Source organism: Agrobacterium genomosp. 2 str. CFBP 5494, from assembly GCF_900013495.1.
Taxonomy (GTDB): domain Bacteria; phylum Pseudomonadota; class Alphaproteobacteria; order Rhizobiales; family Rhizobiaceae; genus Agrobacterium; species Agrobacterium pusense.
On record NZ_LT009718.1, the window covers coordinates 1,115,170 to 1,140,307 of the forward strand.

At 60.1% G+C, this 25,138-nt stretch carries 22 protein-coding genes, 2 tRNA genes and 1 pseudogene; 13 read left to right on the plus strand and 12 right to left on the minus strand.

What is annotated here, in order from left to right; all coding sequences use genetic code 11:
- The first annotated feature begins 63 nt into the window (after positions 1-63).
- Positions 64-3,531 carry a chromosome segregation SMC family protein gene (locus AGR2A_RS05295; protein WP_072494058.1) on the plus strand — a complete coding sequence of 1,156 codons (3,468 nt, stop codon included), beginning with the start codon at positions 64-66 and terminating at the stop codon, positions 3,529-3,531.
- 487 nt (positions 3,532-4,018) lie between these two features.
- Here the strand turns inward: AGR2A_RS05295 and AGR2A_RS05300 are convergent, their stop codons facing one another.
- Positions 4,019-4,993 (minus strand): VOC family protein, encoded by a 975-nt coding sequence (locus AGR2A_RS05300; RefSeq protein ID WP_072494059.1) that lies wholly within the window; start codon positions 4,991-4,993, stop codon positions 4,019-4,021.
- Between the two features lie 228 nt (positions 4,994-5,221).
- On the opposite strand from AGR2A_RS05300, the gene ppdK reads away from it, so the two are divergent.
- Positions 5,222-7,948, plus strand: a complete 2,727-nt coding sequence (gene ppdK / locus AGR2A_RS05305) for a pyruvate, phosphate dikinase (protein ID WP_004440419.1) — start codon at positions 5,222-5,224, stop codon at positions 7,946-7,948.
- Here ppdK and AGR2A_RS05310 read toward each other — a convergent pair.
- The 3 genes from AGR2A_RS05310 to AGR2A_RS05320 all read right to left on the minus strand — a co-directional run bounded on the left by AGR2A_RS05310 (position 7,926) and on the right by AGR2A_RS05320 (position 10,241).
- A complete protein-coding gene (locus tag AGR2A_RS05310) occupies positions 7,926-8,198 on the minus strand; it encodes a hypothetical protein (protein WP_004440421.1) in 273 nt (90 codons plus the stop codon). The two genes, ppdK and AGR2A_RS05310, sit on opposite strands and share 23 nt — an antisense overlap.
- Positions 8,199-8,329: 131 nt before the next feature.
- Entirely contained in the window at positions 8,330-8,728 is a 399-nt protein-coding gene (locus AGR2A_RS05315; RefSeq protein ID WP_072494060.1) for a hypothetical protein, read from the minus strand.
- 148 nt (positions 8,729-8,876) lie between these two features.
- Positions 8,877-10,241, minus strand: coding sequence for a dicarboxylate/amino acid:cation symporter (locus AGR2A_RS05320; protein WP_072494877.1), 1,365 nt, complete (start codon positions 10,239-10,241; stop codon positions 8,877-8,879).
- A 583-nt stretch (positions 10,242-10,824) separates the two neighbouring features.
- Between AGR2A_RS05320 and AGR2A_RS05330 the strand changes: the two genes are divergently transcribed.
- Positions 10,825-11,745, plus strand: coding sequence for a DUF1499 domain-containing protein (locus AGR2A_RS05330; RefSeq protein ID WP_072494061.1), 921 nt, complete (start codon positions 10,825-10,827; stop codon positions 11,743-11,745).
- A 183-nt stretch (positions 11,746-11,928) separates the two neighbouring features.
- On the opposite strand, the gene AGR2A_RS05335 is transcribed toward AGR2A_RS05330, so the two are convergent.
- Together AGR2A_RS05335 and AGR2A_RS05340 are read right to left on the minus strand one after the other, a co-directional pair.
- Positions 11,929-12,993 (minus strand): IS5 family transposase, encoded by a 1,065-nt coding sequence (locus tag AGR2A_RS05335; RefSeq protein WP_080822424.1) that lies wholly within the window; start codon positions 12,991-12,993, stop codon positions 11,929-11,931.
- 249 nt (positions 12,994-13,242) lie between these two features.
- Positions 13,243-14,151, minus strand: a complete 909-nt coding sequence (locus tag AGR2A_RS05340; RefSeq protein ID WP_004440431.1) for an MBL fold metallo-hydrolase — start codon at positions 14,149-14,151, stop codon at positions 13,243-13,245.
- Between the two features lie 203 nt (positions 14,152-14,354).
- Here AGR2A_RS05340 and AGR2A_RS05345 point away from each other — a divergent pair.
- Positions 14,355-14,429 (plus strand) — tRNA-Gln (locus AGR2A_RS05345).
- A 12-nt stretch (positions 14,430-14,441) separates the two neighbouring features.
- Here the strand turns inward: AGR2A_RS05345 and AGR2A_RS05350 are convergent.
- The 4 genes and pseudogenes from AGR2A_RS05350 to AGR2A_RS05365 form a co-directional block, all read right to left on the minus strand.
- Positions 14,442-14,733 (minus strand): annotated as a pseudogene (locus tag AGR2A_RS05350) (type II toxin-antitoxin system RelE/ParE family toxin).
- On the minus strand, positions 14,723-15,004 hold the full coding sequence (locus AGR2A_RS05355) for a type II toxin-antitoxin system ParD family antitoxin (protein WP_072494062.1): 282 nt from the start codon (positions 15,002-15,004) through the stop codon (positions 14,723-14,725). The pseudogene AGR2A_RS05350 and the gene AGR2A_RS05355 overlap by 11 nt, the downstream one beginning before the upstream one ends.
- Positions 15,005-15,146: 142 nt before the next feature.
- A complete protein-coding gene (gene mqo / locus AGR2A_RS05360) occupies positions 15,147-16,880 on the minus strand; it encodes a malate dehydrogenase (quinone) (protein WP_072494063.1) in 1,734 nt (577 codons plus the stop codon).
- 382 nt (positions 16,881-17,262) lie between these two features.
- Positions 17,263-17,685 (minus strand): hypothetical protein, encoded by a 423-nt coding sequence (locus AGR2A_RS05365; protein WP_006699999.1) that lies wholly within the window; start codon positions 17,683-17,685, stop codon positions 17,263-17,265.
- A gap of 264 nt (positions 17,686-17,949) precedes the next feature.
- Here AGR2A_RS05365 and AGR2A_RS05370 point away from each other — a divergent pair.
- From AGR2A_RS05370 to AGR2A_RS28840, 6 genes are all read left to right on the plus strand, one after another.
- Positions 17,950-18,026 (plus strand) — tRNA-Pro (locus tag AGR2A_RS05370).
- A gap of 366 nt (positions 18,027-18,392) precedes the next feature.
- The gene (locus AGR2A_RS05375) at positions 18,393-18,752 is read left to right on the plus strand and encodes a hypothetical protein (protein ID WP_080822426.1); all 360 of its coding nucleotides are present in this window, start codon (positions 18,393-18,395) and stop codon (positions 18,750-18,752) included.
- A 69-nt stretch (positions 18,753-18,821) separates the two neighbouring features.
- On the plus strand, positions 18,822-19,055 hold the full coding sequence (locus tag AGR2A_RS05380) for a hypothetical protein (protein ID WP_080822428.1): 234 nt from the start codon (positions 18,822-18,824) through the stop codon (positions 19,053-19,055).
- Positions 19,052-19,465: a hypothetical protein gene (locus AGR2A_RS05385; protein ID WP_080822431.1), complete on the plus strand. Its 414-nt coding sequence runs from the start codon at positions 19,052-19,054 to the stop codon at positions 19,463-19,465. The genes AGR2A_RS05380 and AGR2A_RS05385 overlap by 4 nt, the downstream gene beginning before the upstream one ends.
- Before the next feature lie 248 nt (positions 19,466-19,713).
- Positions 19,714-20,028: a hypothetical protein gene (locus AGR2A_RS05390; protein WP_080822433.1), complete on the plus strand. Its 315-nt coding sequence runs from the start codon at positions 19,714-19,716 to the stop codon at positions 20,026-20,028.
- A complete protein-coding gene (locus AGR2A_RS28840; protein ID WP_139786330.1) occupies positions 20,028-20,243 on the plus strand; it encodes a hypothetical protein in 216 nt (71 codons plus the stop codon). Before AGR2A_RS05390 ends, AGR2A_RS28840 begins: the two co-directional genes overlap by 1 nt.
- Here the strand turns inward: AGR2A_RS28840 and AGR2A_RS05395 are convergent.
- Entirely contained in the window at positions 20,187-20,789 is a 603-nt protein-coding gene (locus tag AGR2A_RS05395) for a hypothetical protein (protein WP_080822435.1), read from the minus strand. The genes AGR2A_RS28840 and AGR2A_RS05395 overlap by 57 nt on opposite strands.
- Before the next feature lie 242 nt (positions 20,790-21,031).
- On the opposite strand from AGR2A_RS05395, the gene AGR2A_RS05400 reads away from it, so the two are divergent.
- The 3 genes from AGR2A_RS05400 to AGR2A_RS05420 all read left to right on the plus strand — a co-directional run bounded on the left by AGR2A_RS05400 (position 21,032) and on the right by AGR2A_RS05420 (position 24,681).
- Entirely contained in the window at positions 21,032-21,346 is a 315-nt protein-coding gene (locus AGR2A_RS05400) for a hypothetical protein (protein ID WP_080822436.1), read from the plus strand.
- A gap of 133 nt (positions 21,347-21,479) precedes the next feature.
- Entirely contained in the window at positions 21,480-22,232 is a 753-nt protein-coding gene (locus tag AGR2A_RS05405; protein WP_080822438.1) for a hypothetical protein, read from the plus strand.
- 1,033 nt (positions 22,233-23,265) lie between these two features.
- A complete protein-coding gene (locus tag AGR2A_RS05420) occupies positions 23,266-24,681 on the plus strand; it encodes an SIR2 family NAD-dependent protein deacylase (protein WP_080822442.1) in 1,416 nt (471 codons plus the stop codon).
- 32 nt (positions 24,682-24,713) lie between these two features.
- Here AGR2A_RS05420 and AGR2A_RS29475 read toward each other — a convergent pair whose 3' ends face one another.
- A complete protein-coding gene (locus AGR2A_RS29475) occupies positions 24,714-24,890 on the minus strand; it encodes a hypothetical protein (protein WP_167378175.1) in 177 nt (58 codons plus the stop codon).
- Positions 24,891-25,138: the final 248 nt, after the last annotated feature.

Here is a 25,138-nt window from a genome sequence, read left to right on the forward strand (position 1 = left end):
GGGCGGCGGATATTTCCGCACGCCCGTTTTTTATTGCAGTTTTTCTGTCCGGAGCGTGGCGGCATGAAGTTTAACAAGCTCCGCCTCGTCGGTTTCAAGTCCTTCGTCGAGCCCTCGGAATTCATCATCGAGCCCGGTCTGACCGGCGTCGTCGGCCCCAATGGCTGCGGCAAGTCCAACCTTGTCGAAGCACTGCGCTGGGTGATGGGCGAGAACTCCTACAAGAACATGCGCGCCTCCGGCATGGATGACGTCATCTTCTCCGGTTCCGGTAACCGCCCGGCGCGCAACACCGCCGAAGTCGGCCTTTATCTCGACAATTCCGACCGCACCGCGCCCGCCGCCTTCAACGATGCCGATGAAATTCAGGTGACGCGCCGCATCGAGCGCGAAAACGGCTCCGTCTACCGCATCAACGGCAAAGAAGCGCGTGCCAAGGATGTGCAGCTTCTCTTCGCTGATGCCTCCACCGGCGCACGCTCTCCTTCCATGGTGGGGCAGGGGCGCATCGGCGAACTCATCAACGCCAAGCCGCAGGCCCGCCGCCAGCTGCTGGAAGAGGCGGCCGGCATTTCCGGCCTGCATTCGCGCCGCCATGAGGCCGAGCTTCGCCTGCGCGCCGCCGAGACCAATCTGGAGCGGCTCGAGGATGTGACCGCCCAGCTGGAGAGCCAGATCGAAAGCCTGAAACGGCAGGCGCGCCAAGCCAACCGTTTCAAGATGCTCTCGGCCGATATCCGCGCCCGCGAGGCGACCCTGTTGCACATCCGCTGGGTGGAAGCGAAGGAAGCCGAGGGCGAGGCGGAAAGCGCGCTCAATCAGGCAACGAACATCGTCGCCGAAAAGGCGCAAGCCCAGATGGAAGCGGCAAAGCAGCAGGGCATCGCCAGCCTGAAGCTGCCGGAGCTGCGCGAGGACGAGGCGAAAGTCGCCGCTGCCCTGCAACGCCTGCAAATCGCCCGTACCCAGCTTGACGACGAGGCCAACCGCCTGCTCCGCCGTCGTGACGAGCTGGCGCGCCGTCTGTCGCAGCTTGGCGAGGATATTATCCGCGAGGAGCGGCTGGTCTCCGACAATGCCCAGATACTCGCGCGGCTCGATGAGGAAGAAGCCGAGCTCCTCGAAATCCTGTCCGATTCCGGCCGCCATGCCGACGAAATGCGCGAAGCCTTCGAAGCTGCGTCCGTCAAGCTGGCGGAAAGCGAAGCCATCTTCACCGCCATCACCGCCGAGCGCGCGCAAACCGCCGCCGCCCGGCAGCAATTGGAGCGGGCGATCCGCGATCTTTCCGACCGCAAGCTGAGGCTCGAACGGCAATCGCAGGAAGCGACGGCCGAGATCGAGGCCATCGACGAAAAACTCTCCGGCCTTCCGGACCCCGCGGAACGGCGCGAAGCGGTTGAGGCAGCCGAGATTGCCGTCGAAGATGCGCTGATCGTCGTGGAAGAGGCCGAGGCTGCCGTTGCCGAGGCGCGTTCCGCCGAAGCCATGGCGCGCGGGCCGCTGGAAACGGCGCGAAACCGCCTGAACGCGTTGGACACGGAAGCGCGTACCATCACCAAAATCCTCGCTTCAAGCGCCGCCGCGAATGGCAGCTTCACGCCGGTGGCGGAAGAAATGACGGTTGAGCGCGGTTATGAGGCGGCACTGGGCGCGGCGCTTGGCGACGATCTCGAAAGTCCGCTTGATGCTGCAGCACCTGCCTATTGGGCCGGTAATGGCGACGGTTCTGATGATCCTGCCTTACCGCAGGGTGCTAAACCGCTTCTGGATTATGCTCAGGCGCCGGATGCGCTTAGGCGTGCCCTTGCACAGATCGGCGTCGTTGCAGACGTCACGGAGGCCCGGCGGCTGTTGCCGTCGCTGAAGGCCGGCCAGCGGCTGGTGACGCGTGAAGGCGCGCTGTTCCGCTGGGACGGCCATGTCGCCAGCGCTGATGCGCCGGGCGCTGCGGCACTTCGCCTGTCGCAGAAGAACCGCCTCGCCGAAATCGAAACCGAACTGGATGAAGCCCGCTCCATTCTGGAAGAGGCCGAAGACCAGCTTGCCGCGAAAAGCGAGGAGATCAGAAGCAGCGAATTGCGGCTTTCGGACGTGCGCGACCGGAGCCGGCTTGCGACCCGTCAGCTTGCCGAGGCACGCGAGGCGCTGACGTCGGCCGAACGGGCCTCGGGCGATCTTTTGCGCCGCCGGGATATCGTCTCCGAAGCACTGAACCAGATCGGCGCGCAGATCGACGAGATCGCCGTTCAGGAAGAAAATGCCCGTATCGAGATGGAAGATGCGCCTGATCTTTCCGTGCTTGATCTGAAGCTGCGTGAAAGCCAGCTGGAAGTCGCGACCGATCGCGGCCTGCTGGCGGAAGCACGCGCCCGCCATGAAGGCGTGAGCCGCGAGGCGGAAAGCCGCCAGCGCAGAATTCAGGCAATCGGGCAGGAGCGTTCCACCTGGCAATCGCGGGCGGCAAGTGCCGCCGACCATATCGCCACGCTGCGCGAACGTGAGGAAGAGGCGCGCGAGGAAATCGCCGAGCTGGACATTGCGCCCGAGGAATTTGACGAAAAACGCCGCAACCTCCTCAACGAATTGCAGAAGACCGAAGACGCCCGCCGCGCGGCCGCCGACCGGCTGGCCGAGGCGGAAAACCTGCAACGCGCCGCCGACCGGCTGGCGGCAACGGCGCTTTCCGAACTGGCCGAAGCCCGCGAAAAGCGCGGCCGTGCCGAAGAGCGGCTGGTTTCCGCCCGCGAGAAACGGCAGGAGGCGGAACATCGCATCCGTGAGACGCTGAATACCGAGCCGCATATGGCGTTTCGCCTGACCGGCCTTGGCCCGGACCAGCCGAAACCCGATATCCGTGATGTCGAGCGCGATCTGGACCGGCTGAAGATCGAGCGCGAAAGGCTTGGCGCCGTCAATCTGCGCGCCGAGGAGGAGCAGGCCGAGCTTTCCGCCAAGCTTGAGGCGCTCATCAAGGAGCGGGACGATATCATCGACGCCGTGCGCAAGCTGCGTGCCGGTATCCAGAACCTCAACCGCGAGGGCCGCGAACGGCTGATTGCCGCCTTCGATGTGGTCAATTCGCAGTTCCAGCGGCTGTTCACCCATCTCTTCGGCGGGGGCACGGCGGAATTGCAACTGATCGAATCCGACGACCCGCTGGAAGCCGGTCTCGAAATCCTCGCCCGCCCACCGGGCAAGAAGCCGCAGACCATGACATTGCTTTCCGGCGGCGAGCAGGCGCTGACGGCCATGGCGCTGATATTCGCCGTCTTCCTCACCAATCCCGCGCCGATCTGCGTGCTGGACGAGGTGGACGCGCCGCTCGACGACCACAATGTCGAGCGCTACTGCAACCTGATGGATGAAATGGTGGCCTCCACCGAAACCCGCTTCGTCATCATCACTCACAATCCCATCACCATGGCGCGCATGAACCGCCTCTTTGGAGTCACCATGGCGGAGCAGGGCGTGTCGCAACTGGTGTCTGTTGATTTGCAGACCGCCGAACAGTTGCGCGAAGCCGTCTGAGGCGACATTTCCGGGATTCAATTTCTGGTTTTGCTCAATGTCAATTTATCTTGCCATATCACCCATTCGGGTGAGCGACATTGCGCGGCAGTTTGCTATGTCTTTCGCAAGAGCCAAAGGGTTCTCCTGAGACCCCACCATCCGGTTTCCTGTACCGGATGGAATGCCTTGCGAGGCCGCTGCCGTGGCCTCGCAAGGCTTTCTTTTTCCGGGTTCATAGGGTTGCGCGGCGGTTTGCATTGGCAATTGTGTCAGGGGAGTAAGCCTCTTTCCGTCATACCGGCCTTGAGCCGGTATCCAGCCAGCCCAAGTCCTTGGGCTGAAAGGACTCTTCCCGTCGCGCGAGAGCCGCGTCGACTGGATTCCGGCTCAAGGCCGGAATGACGGAGAGAGGCGACGCAGCCAATCACTGTAAACACTGGCATGCTGCAACTGCCCGCGCAGTGTGCGAGTTTCTCGGCCCATGATGCATGGAGGCCACCATCACTCACCCCGGCACAAGCCGCAACCTTGTGCCCCAGGGGTCGATCGCTTCCACGACATTATTCTCCATCTCCACCAGCACATAACCCGCGGCCCGTAGCCGTGTTTTCTGCGCCTCGAGATCGGTGGGGTTGCGAACGGTGATTGAAAACCAGTCAAGGCCGGTTTCCATGGCGTTGCGTTCCTTTGCGCCACGGCTGTTCCAGGTATTCACCGCCAGATGGTGGTGATAGCCACCGGAAGAGAGAAAAGACGCGTCGGCACGCGCATCCTGTGTCGGTTTGAGGCCGACGGCCTCTTCGTAGAAGGCGCGGGCAGCGGCGATGTCGCCAACTCGCAGGTGGATGTGACCAATGCGCATTCCCGCGGGGGCGACGTCATAATCACTGTTTTTGGTATCGGTCAGCTTTACGAGATCATCGACATCAAGAGGCTCGGTGCCCATTTTAACCACGTTGCCGCTCCACACCCATGTGTCCGTGGGACGATCGCTGTAGACCTCGATGCCGTTACCTTCGGGATCGTTGAGATAGATCGCCTCGCTGACATTGTGATCGGCAAAGCCCGTCAGAGGCACCTGCTTCAGCGCCGCATGCACCAGCCAGCGCGCCAGATCCTTGCGGGAGGGCATCAGATAGGCGACGTGGAACAGGCCGGCAGAGGTGGGGCTCTCGAAATCCGCTGCCGGCTTGTGATCGAGATCGAGCAGCGGCACGGTCCCGACACCCAGCGTCACGCCCCTTGCCGTGCGTTCCACTTCGTTCATACCCAGCACCGAACGGTAATAATCGATCATCGGATCGAGTTCGCGCACGCGCAGCGCCGCCTTGCCGATATGCATCGGCGTCGTCAGCGCAAAGGGCAGGGTGGGATCGACGGCGGCGGAAGCTCCGCCCTCGGCTCTAAGCGCACCGGCAAGGGCGGTGGCGGCGCAGGAAATTCCGGCAAATTTAAGCGTGTGGCGGCGGGTAAATTGCATGAATAATCTCTTTGTCGGCGATTTGAATGGCTTAGGTAACACTCCGTTTCAGCGCACTACACGAATGCGTCAATGCTGCTGTTATGTCCTGTTTAAGGCAATTCTGGCGCGCAATTCGCCGCAATTATGCTGCACTGCGATGTAAACTAAGCGTTGCGGCGTTCCCAACGTGCCGCCAATGCTGTAGATGATAGAAAAATGACAACGCTTCTGGGTGGAGAGCGTGGAATGAAAAAATGGGTTTATACCTTCGGCAACGGTGCTGCCGAAGGCCGGGCGGGTGACGTTGCGATATTGGGCGGCAAGGGCGCAAACCTTGCCGAAATGGCAAGTCTCGGCCTTCCTGTTCCCCCCGGCCTCACCATCATTACCGACGCCTGCGCGCTTTATCACAAGAACGGCCGCGATCTCCCGGATGACCTGAAGCTTCAGGTCATGGCCGGCCTGCATGGTATGGAAATCGTGACCGGCAAGACCTTCGGCGGCAGCCAGTCGCCACTGCTCATCTCCGTCCGTTCCGGCGCGCGCGCCTCCATGCCCGGCATGATGGATACGGTGTTGAACCTTGGTCTCAACGACCGCACCGTCGAGGCATTGGGCCACGATGCGGGCGACGCGCGTTTTGCCTGGGACAGCTATCGCCGCTTCATCCAGATGTATGCTGATGTCGTCATGGGTCTCGACCATGAAATGTTCGAGGAAATCCTCGAAGATGAAAAAGGCCGGCTTGGCCATGAATACGATACGGACATGTCGGCGGTCGAATGGCAGCACGTCGTTTCGCTCTACAAGAAGCTGATCGAAGATGAGCTCGGCGAAGCCTTCCCGCAGGATTGTCACGTCCAGCTTTGGGGCGCAATTGGCGCCGTGTTCGCCAGCTGGACCAACCACCGTGCCGTGACCTATCGGCACCTGCACAATATTCCCGGCGACTGGGGCACGGCCGTTAACGTTCAGGCCATGGTCTTCGGCAATCTCGGCTCGTCCTCGGCAACCGGCGTCGCCTTTACCCGCAACCCCTCGACAGGCGAGGCGGAGCTTTACGGTGAATTCCTCGTCAATGCGCAAGGCGAAGACGTGGTGGCGGGCATCCGCACGCCGCAATCCATCACCGAGGCCGCACGCTTGGCCTCCGGCTCCGACAAGCCATCCATGGAAAAGCTGATGCCGGAAGCCTTTTCCGAATTCCTAGCGATCTGCAAGCGGCTGGAAACCCACTACCGCGACATGCAGGATCTTGAATTCACCATCGAGCGCGGCAAGCTCTGGATGCTGCAGACCCGCTCCGGTAAGCGCACCACCCGCGCCGCCATGAAGATTGCGGTCGATATGGTGGAGGAAGGGCTGATTTCGCAGGACGAAGCCGTCTGCCGCATCGAGCCGTCGTCGCTCGACCAGCTGCTGCATCCCACCATCGATCCCGGCACATCCCGTCCCATCATCGGCTCCGGCCTGCCCGCTTCTCCGGGGGCGGCAACGGGTGAGATCGTCTTTACCGCGGAAGAGGCGGTCGCCGCCGAAGCCGAGGGGCGTCGCGTCATTCTGGTGCGCATCGAAACCAGCCCGGAAGATATTCACGGCATGCATGCCGCCGAAGGCATTCTGACGACGCGCGGCGGCATGACCAGCCACGCCGCCGTGGTGGCGCGCGGCATGGGCATTCCCTGTGTCACCGGCGCCGGCTCCATGCGGGTCGATATGCGCAACAGGGTGCTGATCGGCGTCGGCTGCATGCTGAAGCGGGGGGATGTCATCACCATCGACGGTTCCTCCGGCCGGGTGCTGAAAGGCGAAGTGCCGATGACGCAGCCGGAACTCTCGGGTGATTTCGGCAAGCTGATGGAGTGGGCGGACAAGCTGCGCCGGATGACCGTGCGCACCAATGCGGACACGCCCGCCGACGCCCGCGCCGCGCGCGCCTTTGGCGCTGAGGGCATTGGCCTCTGCCGTACCGAACACATGTTCTTCGAGGGCGACCGCATCCATGTCATGCGCGAGATGATCCTGGCCGAAAGCGAAAAGGGCAGGCGGGCGGCGCTCGATGAGCTTCTGCCGATGCAGCGCTCGGATTTCACCGAACTTTTCCAGATCATGCACGGCCTGCCGGTGACGATCCGCCTGCTCGACCCGCCACTGCACGAATTCCTGCCGAAGACGGATGGTGAAATCGTCGAGGTTGCCGCCGCCATGGGCATGCCACAGACGGTGTTCCGCCAGCGGCTTGATGCGCTGCACGAGTTCAACCCCATGCTCGGCCATCGTGGCTGCCGTCTCGCCATCTCCTACCCGGAAATCGCCGAAATGCAGGCCCGCGCCATTTTCGAAGCGGCCGTTGCGGCGGCGCGCATTACCGGCGCGCCCGTCGTGCCTGAGATCATGGTGCCGCTGGTCGGCCTGCGTTCGGAACTGGATTACGTGACTGCGGTCATCGATGGCGTCGCCGCGGCGGTGGCGAAAGAAACCGGCATGGAGATCGAATATCTCACGGGAACCATGATCGAGCTGCCGCGGGCGGCCCTGCGCGCCCATGTCATTGCCGAAGCGGCCGAGTTCTTCTCCTTCGGCACCAATGATTTAACGCAGACGACCTTCGGCATTTCCCGCGACGATGCGGCGCGCTTCATCAATACCTATCAGCGTAAGGGCATCATCGAACGCGACCCGTTCATTTCGCTCGATTTCGATGGCGTGGGTGAATTGATCCGCATCGCCGCCGAACGCGGCCGCCAGACGCGGCCAGAACTGAAGCTCGGTATCTGCGGCGAACATGGAGGAGACCCGGCCTCCATCCATTTCTGCGAAAATGCCGATCTTGATTACGTCTCGTGCTCACCTTTTCGCGTGCCCATCGCCCGCCTAGCCGCCGCGCAGGCGACGCTTGCCGCGCGGGCGGAAGAAGGGCAGGTGGCAAGCAATGTCGCCTTTATCCCCGTCAGGGGTTCTGTTGGACGATGATGCGCCGCTCCACCACCACGGGACGGTAGAACATGTCGCGGTTCATCTGCGCCTGCCAGGCACGGTTGTCCGCACGGCGGTCCATTTCCAGATCGAGAAGGCAACCGGCCATCGGGTCAGTGCCGGGGCGGAAACCGTAACCCCGGCATGTCGCCTCATCCCGAGCCCGGCGCTCTTCCGGTGTCAGCGTCTGGCATGCGGTGAGCGCCAGCATGGCGGCAAGCGCACCGAAGACGATGGAAAAGCGCATTTTGTTTCTCCCTGATATGACAGCCGTACGGCACTTATTGCCGAGATTGATACGCCTGTTTTAAGACGGGGAAAAGCCGCGGCGGGGTGGAAAGTTGCATCAATAGGCCGCCGCAGGCACCTCCGCTGTGCTTAATATCTGGACAGGAAGGAGGGCGGGAAAAAGCCCTGCTGAATGAGCCAGTCACTCAACAGAAGCGTGAGGATGCCGGCGAGAAGAAGACCGCCCATGAATGCTATCAGGCCGAGTGTGGCGCGTGTCCAGCGGCGGGTCTGATAGAGATAAACGGCGAGGCCCACAGGCGCGAGCAGAATAGTCGCGAATTTTACGGCAGAGCTGCGTCGGGAACCCCGCTTTTCGGCATCCGCTATCTGCCACCACGCAAACAGGGTGATGATGCCGATCATCTGCACCAGATCGTTCGCGGTAAAGGAACTGGGCGGTCCGGCGGGCCAGATGGCCGCGTCGATAAGCAGCCCGACTGAGACAAAGGCGAGCAGGCCGACATAGATCCAGTTACGTTTCACCATGCATACGTTCCGCTGAAGCTGCGTTTTGTCCGCGTCGTTATGGCTATCGATGAAGCCATCTCCGTCAACCCCTAACTTTGATGGGGCAAAGGAAGTGGCCAACGCAGGGCATCTCCTTTTTATCGGAAACGCCCCGCGACTATTGCTGTCAGGCCGTCGCCACTTCACGGTCATCGAGCGCATCAATGTCCTTGGCGTTGTTATAAACGGCCTCGTTGAGAATGCCCTCACGCTTGGCGACAATGGTCGGCACCAGCGCCTGTCCGGCGACGTTGACCGCGGTGCGGCCCATGTCCAGGATCGGGTCGATGGCGAGCAGCAGGCCCACACCTTCGAGCGGCAGTCCGAGCGTGGAGAGCGTCAGCGTGAGCATAACCACCGCGCCGGTCAGTCCGGCGGTTGCGGCGGAACCGAGCACCGAAACGAAGACGATCAGCACATATTCCTGAATGCCGAGCGGCACCTGGAAGAACTGTGCGATGAAGATCGCCGAGATTGCCGGATAGATCGCGGCGCAGCCGTCCATCTTGGTGGTGGCGCCGAGCGGCACGGAGAAGGCGGCATATTCGCGCGGCACGCCGAGGCTCTTTTCCGTCACGGTTTCGGTGACGGGCAGTGTGCCGATGGAGGAACGCGAGACAAAGGCGAGCTGGATGGCCGGCCATGCGCCCGCAAAGAAGCGCGAGGGCTTCAGGCCATGCGCGAGAAGCAGCGCCGGGTAAACGACGAAAAGCACCAGTGCGAGACCGATATAGACGGCCGCTGCATACCAGCCGAGCTGCGACAGCGTGGTCCAGCCATATTGGTCAACTGCGCGGCCAAGCAGGCCGATGGTGCCGATGGGGGTAAGGCGGATGACCCACCACAGGATTTTACGCACGATGGCGAGCAGCGACTGGTTGAAGGCGAGGAACGGCTCCGCCGCCTTGCCGGCTTTCAGCGCCGCGACACCGAAGGCAATCGACACCACCAGCAACTGCAGGACGTTGAAATTCAGCGAGGTGCTGGCCGCGCCATTGCTGATTTTGGTAGATGCTTCGAGGCCGAAGACGTTGGCCGGGACGAGACCCTTGAGGAAGTCCAGCCAAGAACCGGTGGAGGACGGTGCTGCGGCTGCCGTATTGGCGATCGCCGTGTTGACGCCCGGCTGGATGACAAGACCGAGCACGATGCCGATGACGACCGCGATCAAAGCGGTGATGGCGAACCAGAGCAGCGTCTGCCAGACGAGCTTCGCCGCATTAGAGAGGTTCTTGAGATTGGCGATGGAGGCGACGATGGCGGTAAAGATCAGCGGCGGCACGAGTGCGCGCAGCAGCTGGACGAATATGCTGCCGATGGTCTGCAGCGTCACCGAGAGCCAGTTGGGGCTACCGGCGGCGTCGGGGCCGATATTGCGGGCAACAAGGCCAAGCAGCAGGCCGATGACCATGGCTATCAGAACCTGAAAGCCAAAATTGCGATAAAAGGGTTTATGCCTCGAAGGGCGGGCAGAGGTCGTTGCCTGTGACATGACATGTCTCTTTATTGTGCAAGAAAGCGAGAATGTTGCATTTTTTACAAGCATTCTCGAGGGAGGTCGCCGAGGATACGCCGATTTCCTCAGCAATTAAGGGATGAACGTGCGTATTTGTTGCATTGTCGGGGAATTATTCCCTGGCGCTGCGGCAATGCGGAAAAATATTCCTGCTTCTTGTTGGCTTGGCCTCTCAGTCCGTCGCGCAGGGAAAGTCATGCTAATTGCGCCGACGTCATCCTCGGGCCTGTCCCGAGGTCTGCCGCCATATTGATTTTTATTGGAGGTAGTTAGATCCTCGGCACAGGGCCGAGCATGACGTTGAGCGGGTCTTCACCCTTAATCACCGACCTCAAGGAAACTGCGACCTGTCCGGAAATTTAACCCGCACAGAAGTGGATCATACCCGGCATGACGGAAGAGAGATCTTCGGGGGGGGGGCACGCTTTACCCGCAGATCGCCCCCTCCTTTGTTTTCCTCGCCGCAATTCCGGTTTATGACATCATATGCAGGTGATTCCCTGCCAGAACCCGGGTGCAACGCCTCTTAGCCAATGCGATCTAACGGATATCCGCTTCCATGACTGTGCGTTTCGTCCGGCCTTTTTCGGTTGCAGCCTATCTTTCCCGCTATCTGGGCCTGGCGGCACTGGCGCTTTTTCTCATCGCCGCCGGCATCCACCGTTTCGGGCCGCTGACGACGCCTGATCTTGTCGGGCTGCTCCTCATTGCCGCAGGCATCGCTTTTCTTGCCGTGCTTCTGGCGCTGATCGGCCTTGAGCGGCTGTGGACCAGAGGCGCACGCGGCGGCCTTTCGGCGCTGGCGGCGCTGCTTCTCTCGGCTCTGCCGCTCGGCGTTGTCGGCTACGGCGCCTTTCTTTATTGGCAGCAGCCGAAGATTTACGACATTTCCACTGACCTGAGCGATGTGCCGGAGTGGCTGGCGACACCGGCCGCCAACCAGCAATGGCTGGTGCGGCCCGCGGCCATTACCAAGGCTGATCGCGATGCGCAGATGGAGGCCTATGCCAGCCTTGCCGGGCGCCGTTATGAAGGTGCGATAGACCGCATCTACGCCGCCGCCAAAAAAATGGCCGCCTCCCAGAATATCCGCATTACCCATACGAAGGGTGTGATCGGGGCGGAGGATGCCCCTGCCGTCGGGGTGCCAGCACAGGACAGGCAGCAGCCCGCCGACGATGCGCCGGTGGAAGACCTGCCCTCCATCGTGCCCGTGCCCATGGCCCGCCCGACCGACGCGCCTTTGCCCACCTTCTTCAACGGCAGCGGCGTGGTGCTGATGCAGGGTGAAACCCGCACCCGCATCTGGGGCCTGCGCTTCGATATCCTCATTCGCCTGAAGGAAGAGGCGGAAACCACCATCGTCGACGTACGCGTCGCCTCCCGCTACGGCCCGCATGATCTTGGCATGGGTGCGGCGATTGCGGAAGCCTATCTCGATGCGCTGGATGCGGAGATGCAGGGTCTGAACGATAATTGAGGCCGGAAGGCAAAGCTACACGTCGGCTGATGCATCGTGACGTCGCCGCACATTTCTTCTCCCTGCCGGGACCCGTTGCAAAATTCATCACGGGACCCTTTCGGGAGATTTTCAGCCGTGATTTCCCGTCCCGCCTCTGTCTTTGGCGGGTTTTGGGTGGGTTGGGGATGTTTTCGGTGGTTTTCAGGCGCAGTGGGGCCTTGCAGGTGTTGTCAAAGTCACCCAGCGGCGCATGTTGAAGGCCATGGCTGCCAGTAGCACCTGCGCCCTGGCCTTGATCAGCCCACGGTAGCGGATCACGTCGAGCCCCATGCGGTTCTTGAGTGTGGCAAACGTCGTTTCGACGGCCGCCCGCCGTTTCGATATCAACAGGTTAAGCCGGGCAAGCCGCGGCGACAGAACGCGGTGATGCCGGTTCGGACGGCGCATCAGCCGCGGCTTGATGCCTTTCGCCTTCAAGGCTTTCTCCCGCGCATGGGTATGATACGCCCCATCTGCCAGAACGCAGGCCTCGTCGCCGACGATCAGCCGATCGGCGACGACCGTATCGTTCACATTGGCAGGCGTGGTGATAATCCTGCGGATCAGGCCAGACCCTTCATCGACACCGACATGCGCCTTGTAGCCATAGGCCGAGCCGTGCTTGCCCTTATGCCGGACAAAGCGGGCATCCGGATCGATTGTCCGCTCATCGCTCCCGGCAGCACCAGGATGATCCGGCTCTTCCGGTTTGCGCCCATCTGCAAATCCAGCGGCCGCATCGAAGTCACCATTGCGCCCCCTGGGTGGCCGCGACGCCGTCGTTTCGATGATCGTCGCATCCAGCATCGTGCCGCGCCGCAGGATCAGGCCCGCGGCATCGAGCTGCCGGTCGAGTTCTCCAAACAACCTCTCCAGCAGACCTTCGCCAATCAAAAGGTTACGGAAGCGGCAAAGCGTGGAATGATCCGGAACGGCCTCCTCAAGCGTCAGGCCGACGAAACGCTTGAACGACAGCCGGTCGCCAAGCGCCTCCTCGAGCTCCATGTCGGAAAGCCCATAGAGTGACTGCAACAGCAGGGCCTTGAACATCACCAGCGGTTCATAGGCCGGACGACCGGCGCTTTTCTCATCACGAAGACGCGACAGAAGCTTTTCGAACCGATACCACTTCACAACGCCCGACAAGCGCTCCAGCCGACCGGAACCCTTCGCCTGCGGCATCAGCGCCTCAACGAAACTGAACTGCCTGTTGTCTCGCACCGACATCGTAACCTCGCCCGCTATCCTCGACCGAGTGAATCACAACCACGGAATTTTGCAACGGGTCCCGCCGGGGAGAAGGTCCGCGGCAGCGGGATGAGGGGGCAACGGCGAGATTTTCGGAGAGCTTGTCCCTCATCCCATTGCCGCGGACTTCTCCCCGGCGGGGAGGAGAAACAAGTGGCACCCGCTCGCTCCCCACCGAAGGGGCGGCAATCACAAAAGCACCTTGAGAGCTGGCTAGTTAAAACCCCGTCACGCCGGGAAATATTCACCCGTGAGCGAAGGCGCGCCATCCGTCCGAACTTCGCCCTTCTCGATCAGATCCTCGATATGCGCCAGCACGGAAAGTGCCGCCGCCCCATGCAGACGCTTGTCGGTGCTGGCATAGATCACCTTCACCATATCGGCGATCAGCCTGTCGCCGTCCCTGATCCGCTTCAACACCGCCTTTTCCCGCATGCGGCGGTGGGCGCGCAAGCCCCGCATGAAGGCGGCGGGATCGGTGACCGGGCCGCCATGGCCTGGCAGGAACAACCGGTCGTCGCGGGTCAGCAACCGCTCCAGTGAAGCCATGTAGTCGCTCATCGCCCCATCAGGCGGCGCGACGATGGTGGTGGCCCAGGCCATGACGTGATCGGCCGAAAAAACGATGCCGCTGCCCTCAAGCGCAAAGGCGGCGTGGTTGGCGGTGTGGCCCGGCGTATGCAGCGCCGTCAATGTCCAGCCGTCGCCGGAAAGGCTCTGCCCGTCGCCCAGCGCAATGTCAGGCGCGAAAGCCGTATCGGAACTTTCGGCAAAGGGATTGGTCTCGCCCACATGCAGTGGCCGGGCGGCGCGGTGCGGGCCTTCCGCCACCGTCAGCGCCCCGGTCGCCTGCGCCAGCCTGCGGGCAAGCGGCGAATGATCGCGATGGGTGTGGCTGACGAAGATGTGCGTGACTTCGCGCCCTTCGAGCGCGGCCATCAGCGCCCGAAAATGCGCCTCGTCCTCCGGGCCGGGATCGATGACGGCGACGGAACGGTCGCCGACGATATAGGAATTGGTGCCATGGAAGGTGAAGGCGGAAGGATTGTTGACGGTGATGCGCTGGATGAGCGGGGCGACGGGAACCGCCTCGCCATAGGCCGGCTGGAAATCGAGATCGAATGCCGGGTCCGCCATCGAGACCTCCTGAAAAAATGCCATGCATGCTTGCGCCGCGGCCTCATCCGCGTCACGGCCAAGCCCTAACATGCGAACTTCGACACGGCACCCAAAAAGCTTGAATTTTGTGAAAAAATTGGTCGCCGGGTCATTGCCGCGCCGGGCAGGCTTTGCTAATCAGGCGCGGTTCAGGCAGCGGCGTTTCGCTCTCGCTGCCCTGTTGGGGCGTCGCCAAGCGGTAAGGCACCGGTTTTTGGTACCGGCATTCCCAGGTTCGAATCCTGGCGCCCCAGCCATCTATCCCCAAGTCAGAACAACGTTCGCAGGTTCCGGCGACCGTCGATCACGCGAACGATTTCCACGGAATATATTTCGCCGCCATCGGTATCCGGCACGGTTTCGTAGAGAATGATGTAAGGCGCTTCAACCAGCATGCGGGCGGATGGGAAAATTTCCGGGCGGCGCTCGCCGAGGTGAGGATGGTCGACCAAGCGCTCCGCTTTGGCGCGGAACGGCAAGGCGCTGTGATTTGCCGATATCGATATAGATTTTCTTCACATTGCTGCGCGCGCGGGGCGACCAGAAAAGTTTAATGGTCACGATTTTTCAACGAGGCCAGTTCTGCACGCGCTTCATTGAGCGCCTCGTCGAAATCCACTTCGGTTGAATTGCCACTGGCTTTGCCTTCGGTCCATAATGCGCGCAGCTTGGCAATGTCGTCGCGTCGCTGAACCCATTTTGCCGACCAGTCACGCATCGCTTCACGGATGACTTCGCTGCTACTGGCATAAGCCCCGCTTTCCACGGCATCACGCAAGATTTCGGCGTGCTGGGGTGTCATCGAGACGCTGATTTTTTCCACATTGGCCATCTAAGATCTCCATCGATTTGGTAGCAATTATTACCACCAAAGAGATTGGCCGACCAGATATTTCAGTATGCAGAATTGGATCGACAAAAAACGCCGCGCATCCAGAGACACGCGGCGTCCAATCCTAAATCGCACCTAAACCTTAAAGCGCGATATCCGGCACCTTCTTCACCGGCGCACCCGCAGGCGCCGAGCCAGCTGCCTTCAGCGCTTCAAGATCGATCTGCGGCGGGGTCGGCAGCTGCAGGTGTTCGGCGGTGTAGGCCCATTCCTCACGTACCTTTTCCGGGTCGTCATTGAGCTTGGTGCCGTAGCTCGGCACGATCTGGCGCAGCTTCGTCTGCCATTCCGGCGTTGCCACCTTGTCCTTGAAGACTTTTTCCAGAACGCTGAGCATGATCGGCGCTGCGGTGGAAGCGCCCGGCGAAGCGCCGAGCAGGCCGGCGATGCTGCCGTCCCCAGCGGAGACGACTTCGGTGCCGAGCCGCAGCACGCCGCCCTTTTCTTCGTCGCGCTTGATGATCTGCACGCGCTGGCCTGCCTGCCACAGGCGCCATTCCCCCTGCTTGGCATTCGGGAAATATTCCTTCAGCGCAGCAAAGCGGTCGTCATCCGACATCATCAGCTGGCCGGCGAGATATTCGACCAGCGGATATTCATCGATGCCGACGCGCACCATCGGCCAGGCATTGCTGGTCGTGACGGAGGAGACGAGATCGAAATAAGAGCCTTCCTTCAGGAACTTGGTGGAGAAGGTGGCGAAAGGTCCAAACAGGATGACGCGTTTGCCGCCCAGCACGCGGGTATCGAGGTGCGGCACCGACATGGGCGGCGAGCCCACCGAGGCCTTGCCATAGGCCTTGGCCAGATGCTGCATCGTCACATCGGGGTTCTCGTTGATGAGGAACGAGCCGCCGACAGGGAAACCGGCATAATCATCCGCTTCCGGAATGCCGGACATCTGCAGCAGATGCAGCGCGCCGCCGCCGGCGCCGATGAACACGAATTTCGCATCCACCACCTGTTCGGCATCGGTCTTGGTGTTGGTATAGGTCACGCGCCAGCTGCCATCGGCGTTGCGCTGGATGTCGGAAACCTCGCTATTGACCTGCAGGTCGAAATTCTGGTCGCTCTGCAGATGCGATACGAACTGGCGGGTGATTTCGCCAAATTCCATGTCGGTGCCGAGCGGCGACCAGGTTGCGCCGATCTTCTGGGAAGGATCGCGGCCTTCCATCATCAGCGGCACCCACTTCTTGATCTGCTCGGGATCGGTGGAGAAGTCCATGCCCGCGAAAAGCGGGCTCGCCTTCAGCGCCTGATAGCGCTTTTCCAGATAGGCGACGTTCTCGTCACCCCAGACGAAGCTCATATGCGGCGTGTGGTTGATGAAGGAGCGCGGGTTCTTCAGAACGCCGTTGCGCACCTGCCATGCCCAGAACTGCCGGGAAATCTGGAAGGATTCGTTGATGTTGATCGCCTGGCTGATCTTGATGTTGCCCTTGTCGTCTTCGGGCGTGTAGTTCAGCTCGGCAAGCGCAGAATGGCCGGTGCCGGCATTGTTCCAGCCGTTCGAGCTTTCAAGCGCCACGCCATCCAGCCGCTCCAGCATCTGCATCGACCAGGTGGGCTCCAGCTCGCGCAGCCACACACCTAGCGTCGCGCTCATGATGCCGCCACCGATGAGAAGCACGTCGACCTTCTTGGCAGTCGTATTGGCGAGAAGCGCGGAAGAGGGCAGCGCTGCCGCGGCAAGTCCGGCGAGAGCACCACCCAGAACCTGTCTGCGGTTCATCGGCAATGCGTGGGAGAGGGAAGTTTCCTCGGAGAGATCAGTGAGCTGGGATTTGTCTTGATCGATGGGAGTCACGGCCATACCTGATTCTTGTTTTGTGTTAAAAACACTCCTCCCGACCGCCCCGTTATAGCAAAGCGCAAACCGGCACAACCCGGACTCATCCACCCCAGTTCAAGCGGTTTTGTGCGGATTTTGCCGCGGCGGACGGCCGATCTCACGGTTATGCCGATTATCATTTTGATGATTGTTAAGATAAGTTGCGGCTTTCAAACGGTTGAAAGCGTTCCCTGACGGGATTTTGCCAAAAACGCAGCGCCAGCACCCTTTCCAGTGAGTTACGATCCGCAAGGTGCCGCTTCAGGCACAATTTTTTTCAGAATAATGACGGAAATCCCGAAAAAGTGAAAAGGCCCACCGGTTCGGGGCGGGCCTTCGTGCATTTTTGGCTTGTGGCTGACGATCAGTTGGCGGCGAGGAATTCCGCGCAGTAGCTCGGACCGTTGACGCCCGGGCGATCGGAGATCGTGCGCACGGCGGTGATCTTGTAATCGCTGGAGACGACCAGCTGCACCGTGCAGGAAAGAGAGGCGGTGCGGGCGGGCGAAATCTGCCGGCCTTTTTTGCCATCCTTGCCTTCTTCGAACTTCGCCGGAATCGTCGCCTTCTTGTAGCCGCCGCGCCAGTTGTAGACGGTGGAGCTGCCGCTTTCGGTGTCGCTCAGCGGCGGGCCGAATTTGGCGAAGAAAATACCTGCGGACTGGCCGACCCAACGGGTCTCAACCGGGCTCTTCTGGGTGAAGGAGGGCGTGGAGCCATCGGTGGAAGTGGTGCAGGCCGAGAGCGCAATGGCAAACGCTGCAAGCGTTACGCTGCGAAATAGCATGGTGAAATGTCCTTTGTGCCGTGTCCGGCATCCCGCCGGTCATTCCGTTCCCCTAGCAGATTTGGCGGCGGCGGGCAGGGGAGCTGTGCGGCCCGATGAAAATTTCCTGCCACAATTGCTTTTTTGTAACGTTTTGAAGCCTTCCGCCCGGTGCCGCCGGTGCCTGCCGGGGCTGTTTCAGCAGGTGGGGAAAACTTGTCATAAAAAATGCAATAAGCCGCTTGTCGAATGCCAGAGGCTGGTCTATAGAAGCGCCGCTGGTCACGGAGTGTAGCGCAGTCTGGTAGCGCACCACGTTCGGGACGTGGGGGTCGCAAGTTCGAATCTTGCCACTCCGACCAGCTAGAAGCCCTGCATAGCAGGGCTTTTCTGTTTCTGCTAATAGACGCGCGAAATCTCCACCGACAGATTCACCGATTGATTGGAAACTCCAATCCGTCGGAAGCCGTCGGTGGTCTCAGATCTCAACTGCGTTTTGATGAAGCGAACCGCCTCTAAGTTCAAAACACTGGAACGATAAACTTCGGATCGTCCGCACGCCCGAAGCAGGTAAGAGCAGCCGTAGCCCTCTTTTGAAGTCGTCACTCAGTTTTGTACCAAGAGGCGGATAACTTCACCACAGAGACGTCTCGCCGTGGCAGGAGCGTCAACCGCCGCATGCGACGGGTGCTCCCGATTCCCGGCAGTACTCGACTACCCGGGTCATCATGAAGATGATGCCTTGGCTTCCTGCAAGATTCGAGATCGACGCCATCATTCTCACCGGCTACTCTCCCGCCATGATCGATGACGAATACGACACCCTGCGCGACTGGCTCCGGATGAAATGGATCCCCGGAGATACGACAGCCGACGACATCCTTCGATACGACGACTGGCTCGCGCTGCCACCAGAAGAACGCGCCGCACGGTATCGTCATATGTCTGAGGCCGACGCCGAGTTTTGGCTCGAGGTCGAAACCGCTCGGGCTCTATACCAAGATCCCGTCGATCGTGAGAGCGGAATCACCGAAGCGAAGGTCGCGAGATATCCAGAGCGATACGGCAGATCGAAAGACTCCGCTTGACTCTCGAAGCAATGAGAACAAAATAGGAACAAATTCGTTGACGCGGATAACATTCCTACGGAGGCTTTCATGGCTCAGCAGCTCGCACTCGATATCCCGGTCGAAGAAACTGGCACCCAGTCATACGACTCTGTCGATCTCGCCGTGTCTGTACTCAACGCTTTCGACGGTGACGCACTTGCCGCCATCCGAGAATTGCTGCTCGACGCCGATTTCCTTCGGGATCAGCTCCACACGGCATCTTGCATCATGAGCCAAGGCATGGCCCGCGGCTGGAAGCCCCAGTACGAGCGCGTCCAGTGAAACACCGAAAAGGCATCGACCTCGTGCGCGAAGGAGCCGATGTCGGCTATACCGTTGGCGAAGGCAGCCGTCGTGGCGGTTCGGAGCCGCCTGATGCTCCCTATCGGATCGAAGTCTGGTCCGATCCTCCTGAAGCCGGCGGCGAGTTGCTGGAGACGATATCCCGGTCTACCACCTTCGGCGTGTCCTGTGCCGCACTGAAGGCTGCCGTTCGCGAGCGACCAGGCAAAACCCTGATCCATTTGAACCAAAGGCATCGCATGACCTGCGAGCGCGCCCCGGATCCTCCCGTCCCGGAGTATCGGCGGCCAAGCCTGAAGGTGCGGCCGCAGAAGAACGATTGGATCAGGTACCTGAATGGTATGCCTTCGTCGGCACCTGTCCGCGCTGCCGTCGGAGCGGATCGATAGAGAGGCGTGATATCAAGCGCGTGCTCGGCCCGAAGACCGTGCTGTCCGCGATCCCTTCACGGCTACGGTGCAAGGCCTGTCAGAACAAGGTTGGCAACAAAGCGACGATGCGGAAGATGCCAAGATAAACGCACTGATACCTCAGTGCGTGCGATCGTGCTCTCTTTACTATTCATGGAATTTTGGGGCTCACAGCGCCTCCGGGTCCGTGTACGCATACCTTCCCGAGTTCATCTGGAGTGCTGCGTATGTCGATGTGGAATTCTCGCAACCCCGCCGGAGCCGCCGCTGGCGAGCTGACCCTCCTGACCATGGGCATCGCCGCAACTTTCGCGGACGGTCTCGCCGCCGGAAAACAGGCGGCAGAAGAACGCAAGGAACGCCGAGCTGCGTATAAATACGGATGCGAACTCGTCGAAGCTCGCGGCCGGGCAGATGAGCTTGGCCGCGTTGCTATTCGTGCCGTCCGCCATGTTGCGAGCCTCGAAGCCGAAGTCCGCCGTCTCCGGGTCGCTCTCCAGCAGCGTCAGGCTCACATCGAACGCAACCGTGGAGCCGCCTGATGGATATCGCGACCGATCTCTCCGATGAGGCCATGGCGATCAAGTACGGCCACGTGATCAATGAGATTCCGGAGCTGTGGGAAGCTCTTCGTATTCATGAAATCAAAAACCGCCCGGAGGCTATTCCGGGCGGTTTCAACATGAAGTCAAACTCGATTTCAGTGCAGCGTGAAGGCGGCATGCTTAGGCTTCGGATTGGGAACGCCCGGGGATAGCCACAACTCCTGCTGTACCTGACGGAATCGTTCGGCGATCTGCTGCCGCTTCCATTCATCTGTATCTTCTGCGCTCGGGACCGAAAGGATCTCGGGCGCTTCTGTTTCCGGGCGCGGCTTCGGATATGCGGGTCTGACCTCCCTCGCTTCTAGGCTCCTTGCGCAAGCGGCCTCCGTCGACATTCCCAACAGATCGAGATCTTCCTTCGACAGGTTGAGAAGCCAATCTTGCCCCTCGAGATCGAGAACCGACAGATCCATCGTCGATCGTGTGTCTGCGTCCGCCTTCGCATACGCCTTTACGACTTCTGCAGGCGACATTTCCTTCAGGATCGCATCGACAGCTTCCTCCGTCCGCTTGGCCTGCTCAGCCGCTTCATCGACATCGCTCTTCTGAATATTCTGGAATCCGTCTGTGCGCGGCGGCGGCATCATCCCGAAAAATCGCAGGATCGGCCCCATCAACCATGCCAGCAGCGCGAAAGCCGCGTGGATCCATTCCAGCGGATTCAGCAGCTTCCACATCGATTTCGTCTTCTTCTGCATGTCGACACCTCCTGTTTGTCTGACCCCAGGATCCAGCCGTCGGCGGAAAGCGACAACTGGCGTTTTCGCCGGTCAAAACGCACTGACAAATCAGTGAACGGATTGGCTTGGAATCGGTTGTCGTTAACCTAAGCAATTGTTGACAATGGATTATTTTGATTTCGGCTATTGTGTTGTGTCCGCATCCGGACACACCATTAGTCATCGGCAGCGAGGTGTTGCCGCAGACAAGGAGAACGAAAATGGCGGATGTCCATCTCATCCACTACTTCACGGGAGCCCTATTTTCTTCCGGAGCGACGGTCGAAGAGGCCGTCCAGAAGATCGGCGAGGTCGCGGGATACGCGAAGACTGGATTCGTTTGGGTCGATGCCAACTATCGCCTGAGAGAACATATGGTGTTCCACGCTGTACTGAACCAGACAGGGTACGACGAGGTGGATCCTGACAACCTCATCTCACACGAGGGATCCGAGCACCTTGGCCACGTCGCGATTTACGACACTGACAACGCAGAATGGATCCACGAAGCAGAATGGATTTACGAAGCCGCCTGATGACGGGGAGCTTCGGCTCCTCTTGGCTCCGTGGCTGGGGCCGAAACCTCTCCGGAGGTCGCGGTAGCCAAACTCACGAAGATGACGACCACCACCGCAGAGGAACGCGAATTCAAACTGGGAGTGTAATCGAATGGAACTACAAATCGAAATCGAGGAGACAGCGCGTCCAAGCGTCCGCTATTTCCTGACCGACAGCGAGATCGGCTCCGTATGCCGCGCGGCCGAGGAGCTGCTCGCATCACAAGGCATCGACCGTGACGCGACGGCATCCGCTCTCGGCATCTCGCCGATAACGCTCAAGGCCTACTCGCGTGGTGTCGCAACCGTGTCGCATCGGCGTATGCCAGCCGTCATGCTGGACCGGATCCGGGAGCTGGCAGTGGATGCATACTGGAAGGCAGCAGCGTGGCCGTATCGGCAGGAACTCGGCGGCTCTCAGGCGCATCTGACTCCGGTTTATACCGCGCATGATGAGGACGGGCTGGTCAGAGACAGACATCCGCATCCCCTGCGCATGCGCGAGGTCGCTGACAAGCTAGGCGGCAGCGTGCGTGTGACATGGAGCGCGGATCCGCGTGTGACTGAGGTGCCTCCGCTAGATGCCGCCGCCGCTCTCCGGAGTCGTTGGAGACAGGGTGCCTGGCAGATCGGTACCGCTTTCGACGATCCGGAGGATGCCGCCAAGCTGCTCTGCGAACTCGCCGACTGCGACAGATATACCCTGTGGTCGTTCAGCACAGAATATCGGCCATGGCAGACGCAGGTGACGACATCGCAGGTCGAGCGGCTTGAAGCTGCCGTCGGCGACATCGAGCGCGGCGACGAGATCCAGCCGTGGGAATCGGCTACCGCGAGAGCGATGTCGGAACTGGAGGATTTCTGATGTCCAAGAGAGCAGAGAAAGCAGCGGAGAAGCAGGCTGCGTATGACGCGGTGATGGCTGCGAAGGAACGGCCGTCGACGGACAAGTCTTTACGGCGGCCGAGATGGGTCAGGTACTGGTGGGATAAGGAAAAGGACTGCCTTGTCCGTAGGACATGGATCGGCGCAGTCCCGAGACCGGGTCCGGACTGGCACCGCGAGGGATCGATCGACGAGCTCGAAGCACGAGAGAATGCAGGGCAGCGGGAGATGTTCGAATGACCGAGAAACCAAGACGGAATCATTTTGGGGCGCAAATCGCGGAAAGGATGGCAAGAGCGCAGGGACCGCTGTCCGAGGATAGGCAAGATAAGAAGGCGATCATATCAGTCGGATCAGGATGGATGTTAGATTTCCACCGAGAGTTGGAAAAGAGAGTAAGAGAAAGCGAGGCCGGGGAGTGATCCCGGCCTTTTCATTTCGATTGTACCAGGCGTCTGACAGCCGCCAATTTCGCGCGGCAGTCCTCCCCAGCCGCAGCAGCTTGACGAGATACTGCGCGACATCCCTTTCCCAGAGCCATGTCGATCCCGCCACTGGCTCTGCCGAGCATGTTAACAACGAATTCGGGATTTCGACCTTTCGCTCGACGACCTTCTCGACGACGATCTCCTTCGGCTTAGACTGGCACCCAGTCAGCACAAACCGGGCAAGCATGGCCACGAGTACTCACACCGCACGCGAACTTGGCCACGCAAACATCATGTCCGACCTCCGAAACGCTTCGCGCGCAGCTTCTCCAGTAGCGGTGCTCTGATCCCCGAAAACTCCAGAATCCGGCGGTCCAATCTTCGGTCTCAGAGCAGAAAACCCAAGACTCTCCTGAAAATTGGAGCGACAATGGGTCTCAGGTCAGAAGGCTGATCTCACGCACTGGGTGTCAATTCCAACAGCAGACCTTACAACGCTGCAAGATTCGATATCTGCTGCTTGCGAAATCGGCGTGTGCGGTGTCATCTGGACACAATATAAGGGCGCTGAGTCTTGGGGGGTACATGGTGGAGGAAGTATTGGCAGCCGAGACGAAGCAGCCTCGCTACGAACGCTATATAGAAGAGATAACCGAGGACATCACAAACACAGTCGATGAGTTCGGATGCCAACCCATCCTTTTCATCGGATCCGGTCTTGCGAAGCGCTATATGGACGCTCCTAATTGGGAGGAGCTGTTATCGCATCTCGCCGATAAATGCTCTGTGATCGATAAGGGTCTTGGTTTCTACAAGCAGTCCTTAGTGTCGCCGATCAAAATAGGCCAGGAATTCGCACGGCTCTATCACGAGTGGGCTTGGGGCGCAGGCAACAATGAGTTCCCAAAAGAGCTCTTCAATGACGACGTACACGCACAATCCTATATCAAGTTCAAGATTGCTGAGTATCTCACTAGCCTAATGCCGCAAAACACTGCTGGGCTGAAGGCGGATTACCTCGGCGAGATTGAGGTGCTTTCGAAGGTCAAGCCGCACGCGATCATCACGACGAACTATGATCAGATGATCGAGCTGATCTTCCCGGATCACGAGCCTATTATCGGACAGCAGATTCTCAAGGGACAACAGGTTTGCGTCGGAGAGATCTACAAAATTCATGGATGCGTGACGGATCACGACAGCATCGTCTTCACATCGGACGACTACGACGAGTTCATGAAGCGTAAGAAGTTCCTCAGCGCTAAACTGCTGACGTTCTTCAATGAGCATCCGCTGGTTTTTGTGGGCTACAATGCGGGTGACCCGAATATTCGTGCAATCCTGTCGGACATCGATGAAGCCCTGCCTGAAAAGGGCGGCATAATTCCGAACGTATTCATCCTTCAGTGGGACGGCTCTCTTACGGAAGATAGCTGGCCGCCGCGCGATAAAGTGATCCCAACTGAAGAAGATCGCAGCGTCCGGGTGAAGATGATCGTTGCCAACGATTTCTCTTGGGTGTTTGACGCCTTCGCGGCCAATCCCGCTCTTGCGCATGTCAACACCAAAGTCCTTCGGTCGCTGATTGCGAGATCTTACGAGCTAGTCCGCCACGACATCCCTAAGATGACCGTAGAGGCCGACTTCAAGATGCTCAATGACGCGGTGGAGAACTCTGAAACCTTTGCCAAGCTGTTCGGCATCGCGAACATCCATGACTACAGTGCTGCCGGTGCCCATCATTGCTACAGCCTGACGCAGGTCGGTAAGGCACTCGGCCACAAGGGCTGGCATTCAGCAGATCACCTCATTACCCGAGTTCTCAACGAGAAGGGTGTCAATCTTAAGAAGTCCGACAATCGGTATCATCGGGCGGACAAGGTCAACAATACCGTGTTCCATAAGTACTCGCAGGATCTCGTTGAGTTGCTCACGAAAGTTCAGAACAACGAGGAGTACGTGGTTGATCTAGGTATTCCGGAGATCAAGAAGGCGGTTTGATCAGGTCGGCGCTACGAACACCACATCCGTTCCTATCTGACAGCGACTGGTATCCCCGCCTGCTCGCGCCCAATGGCCAACACGCTTTCGTTGTTGACATCCCAGCGCGCCATGACATCGACCGTGACCGTCCTCAGCCGCCCATCGACTTCGCTGTGGATCCGGCGTTGAACGAACCCCGACAGCCCCATTATAAGCTTCTGCGACATCTTCAGCCCCTATGTCCGGTGAAATGGGGAGCACTCCAGTCCGGTCTCAGGTTAATCTGGCGCGGCAGCGATGGCGCAGGCACGTCGTCGACATCCGGCGTGTCAGGGGGTTTTCTTCGTGGAGGAGCGCGAACGCTACCGAAACCGGGACCGACGAGACATCAGCAGACGACAGCGCGCGCTTGACCGAGCCCCTATAGGACATGGTTGGTGCTTTAGATGTTGATGGTTTTGCTAGCATTCTCTCG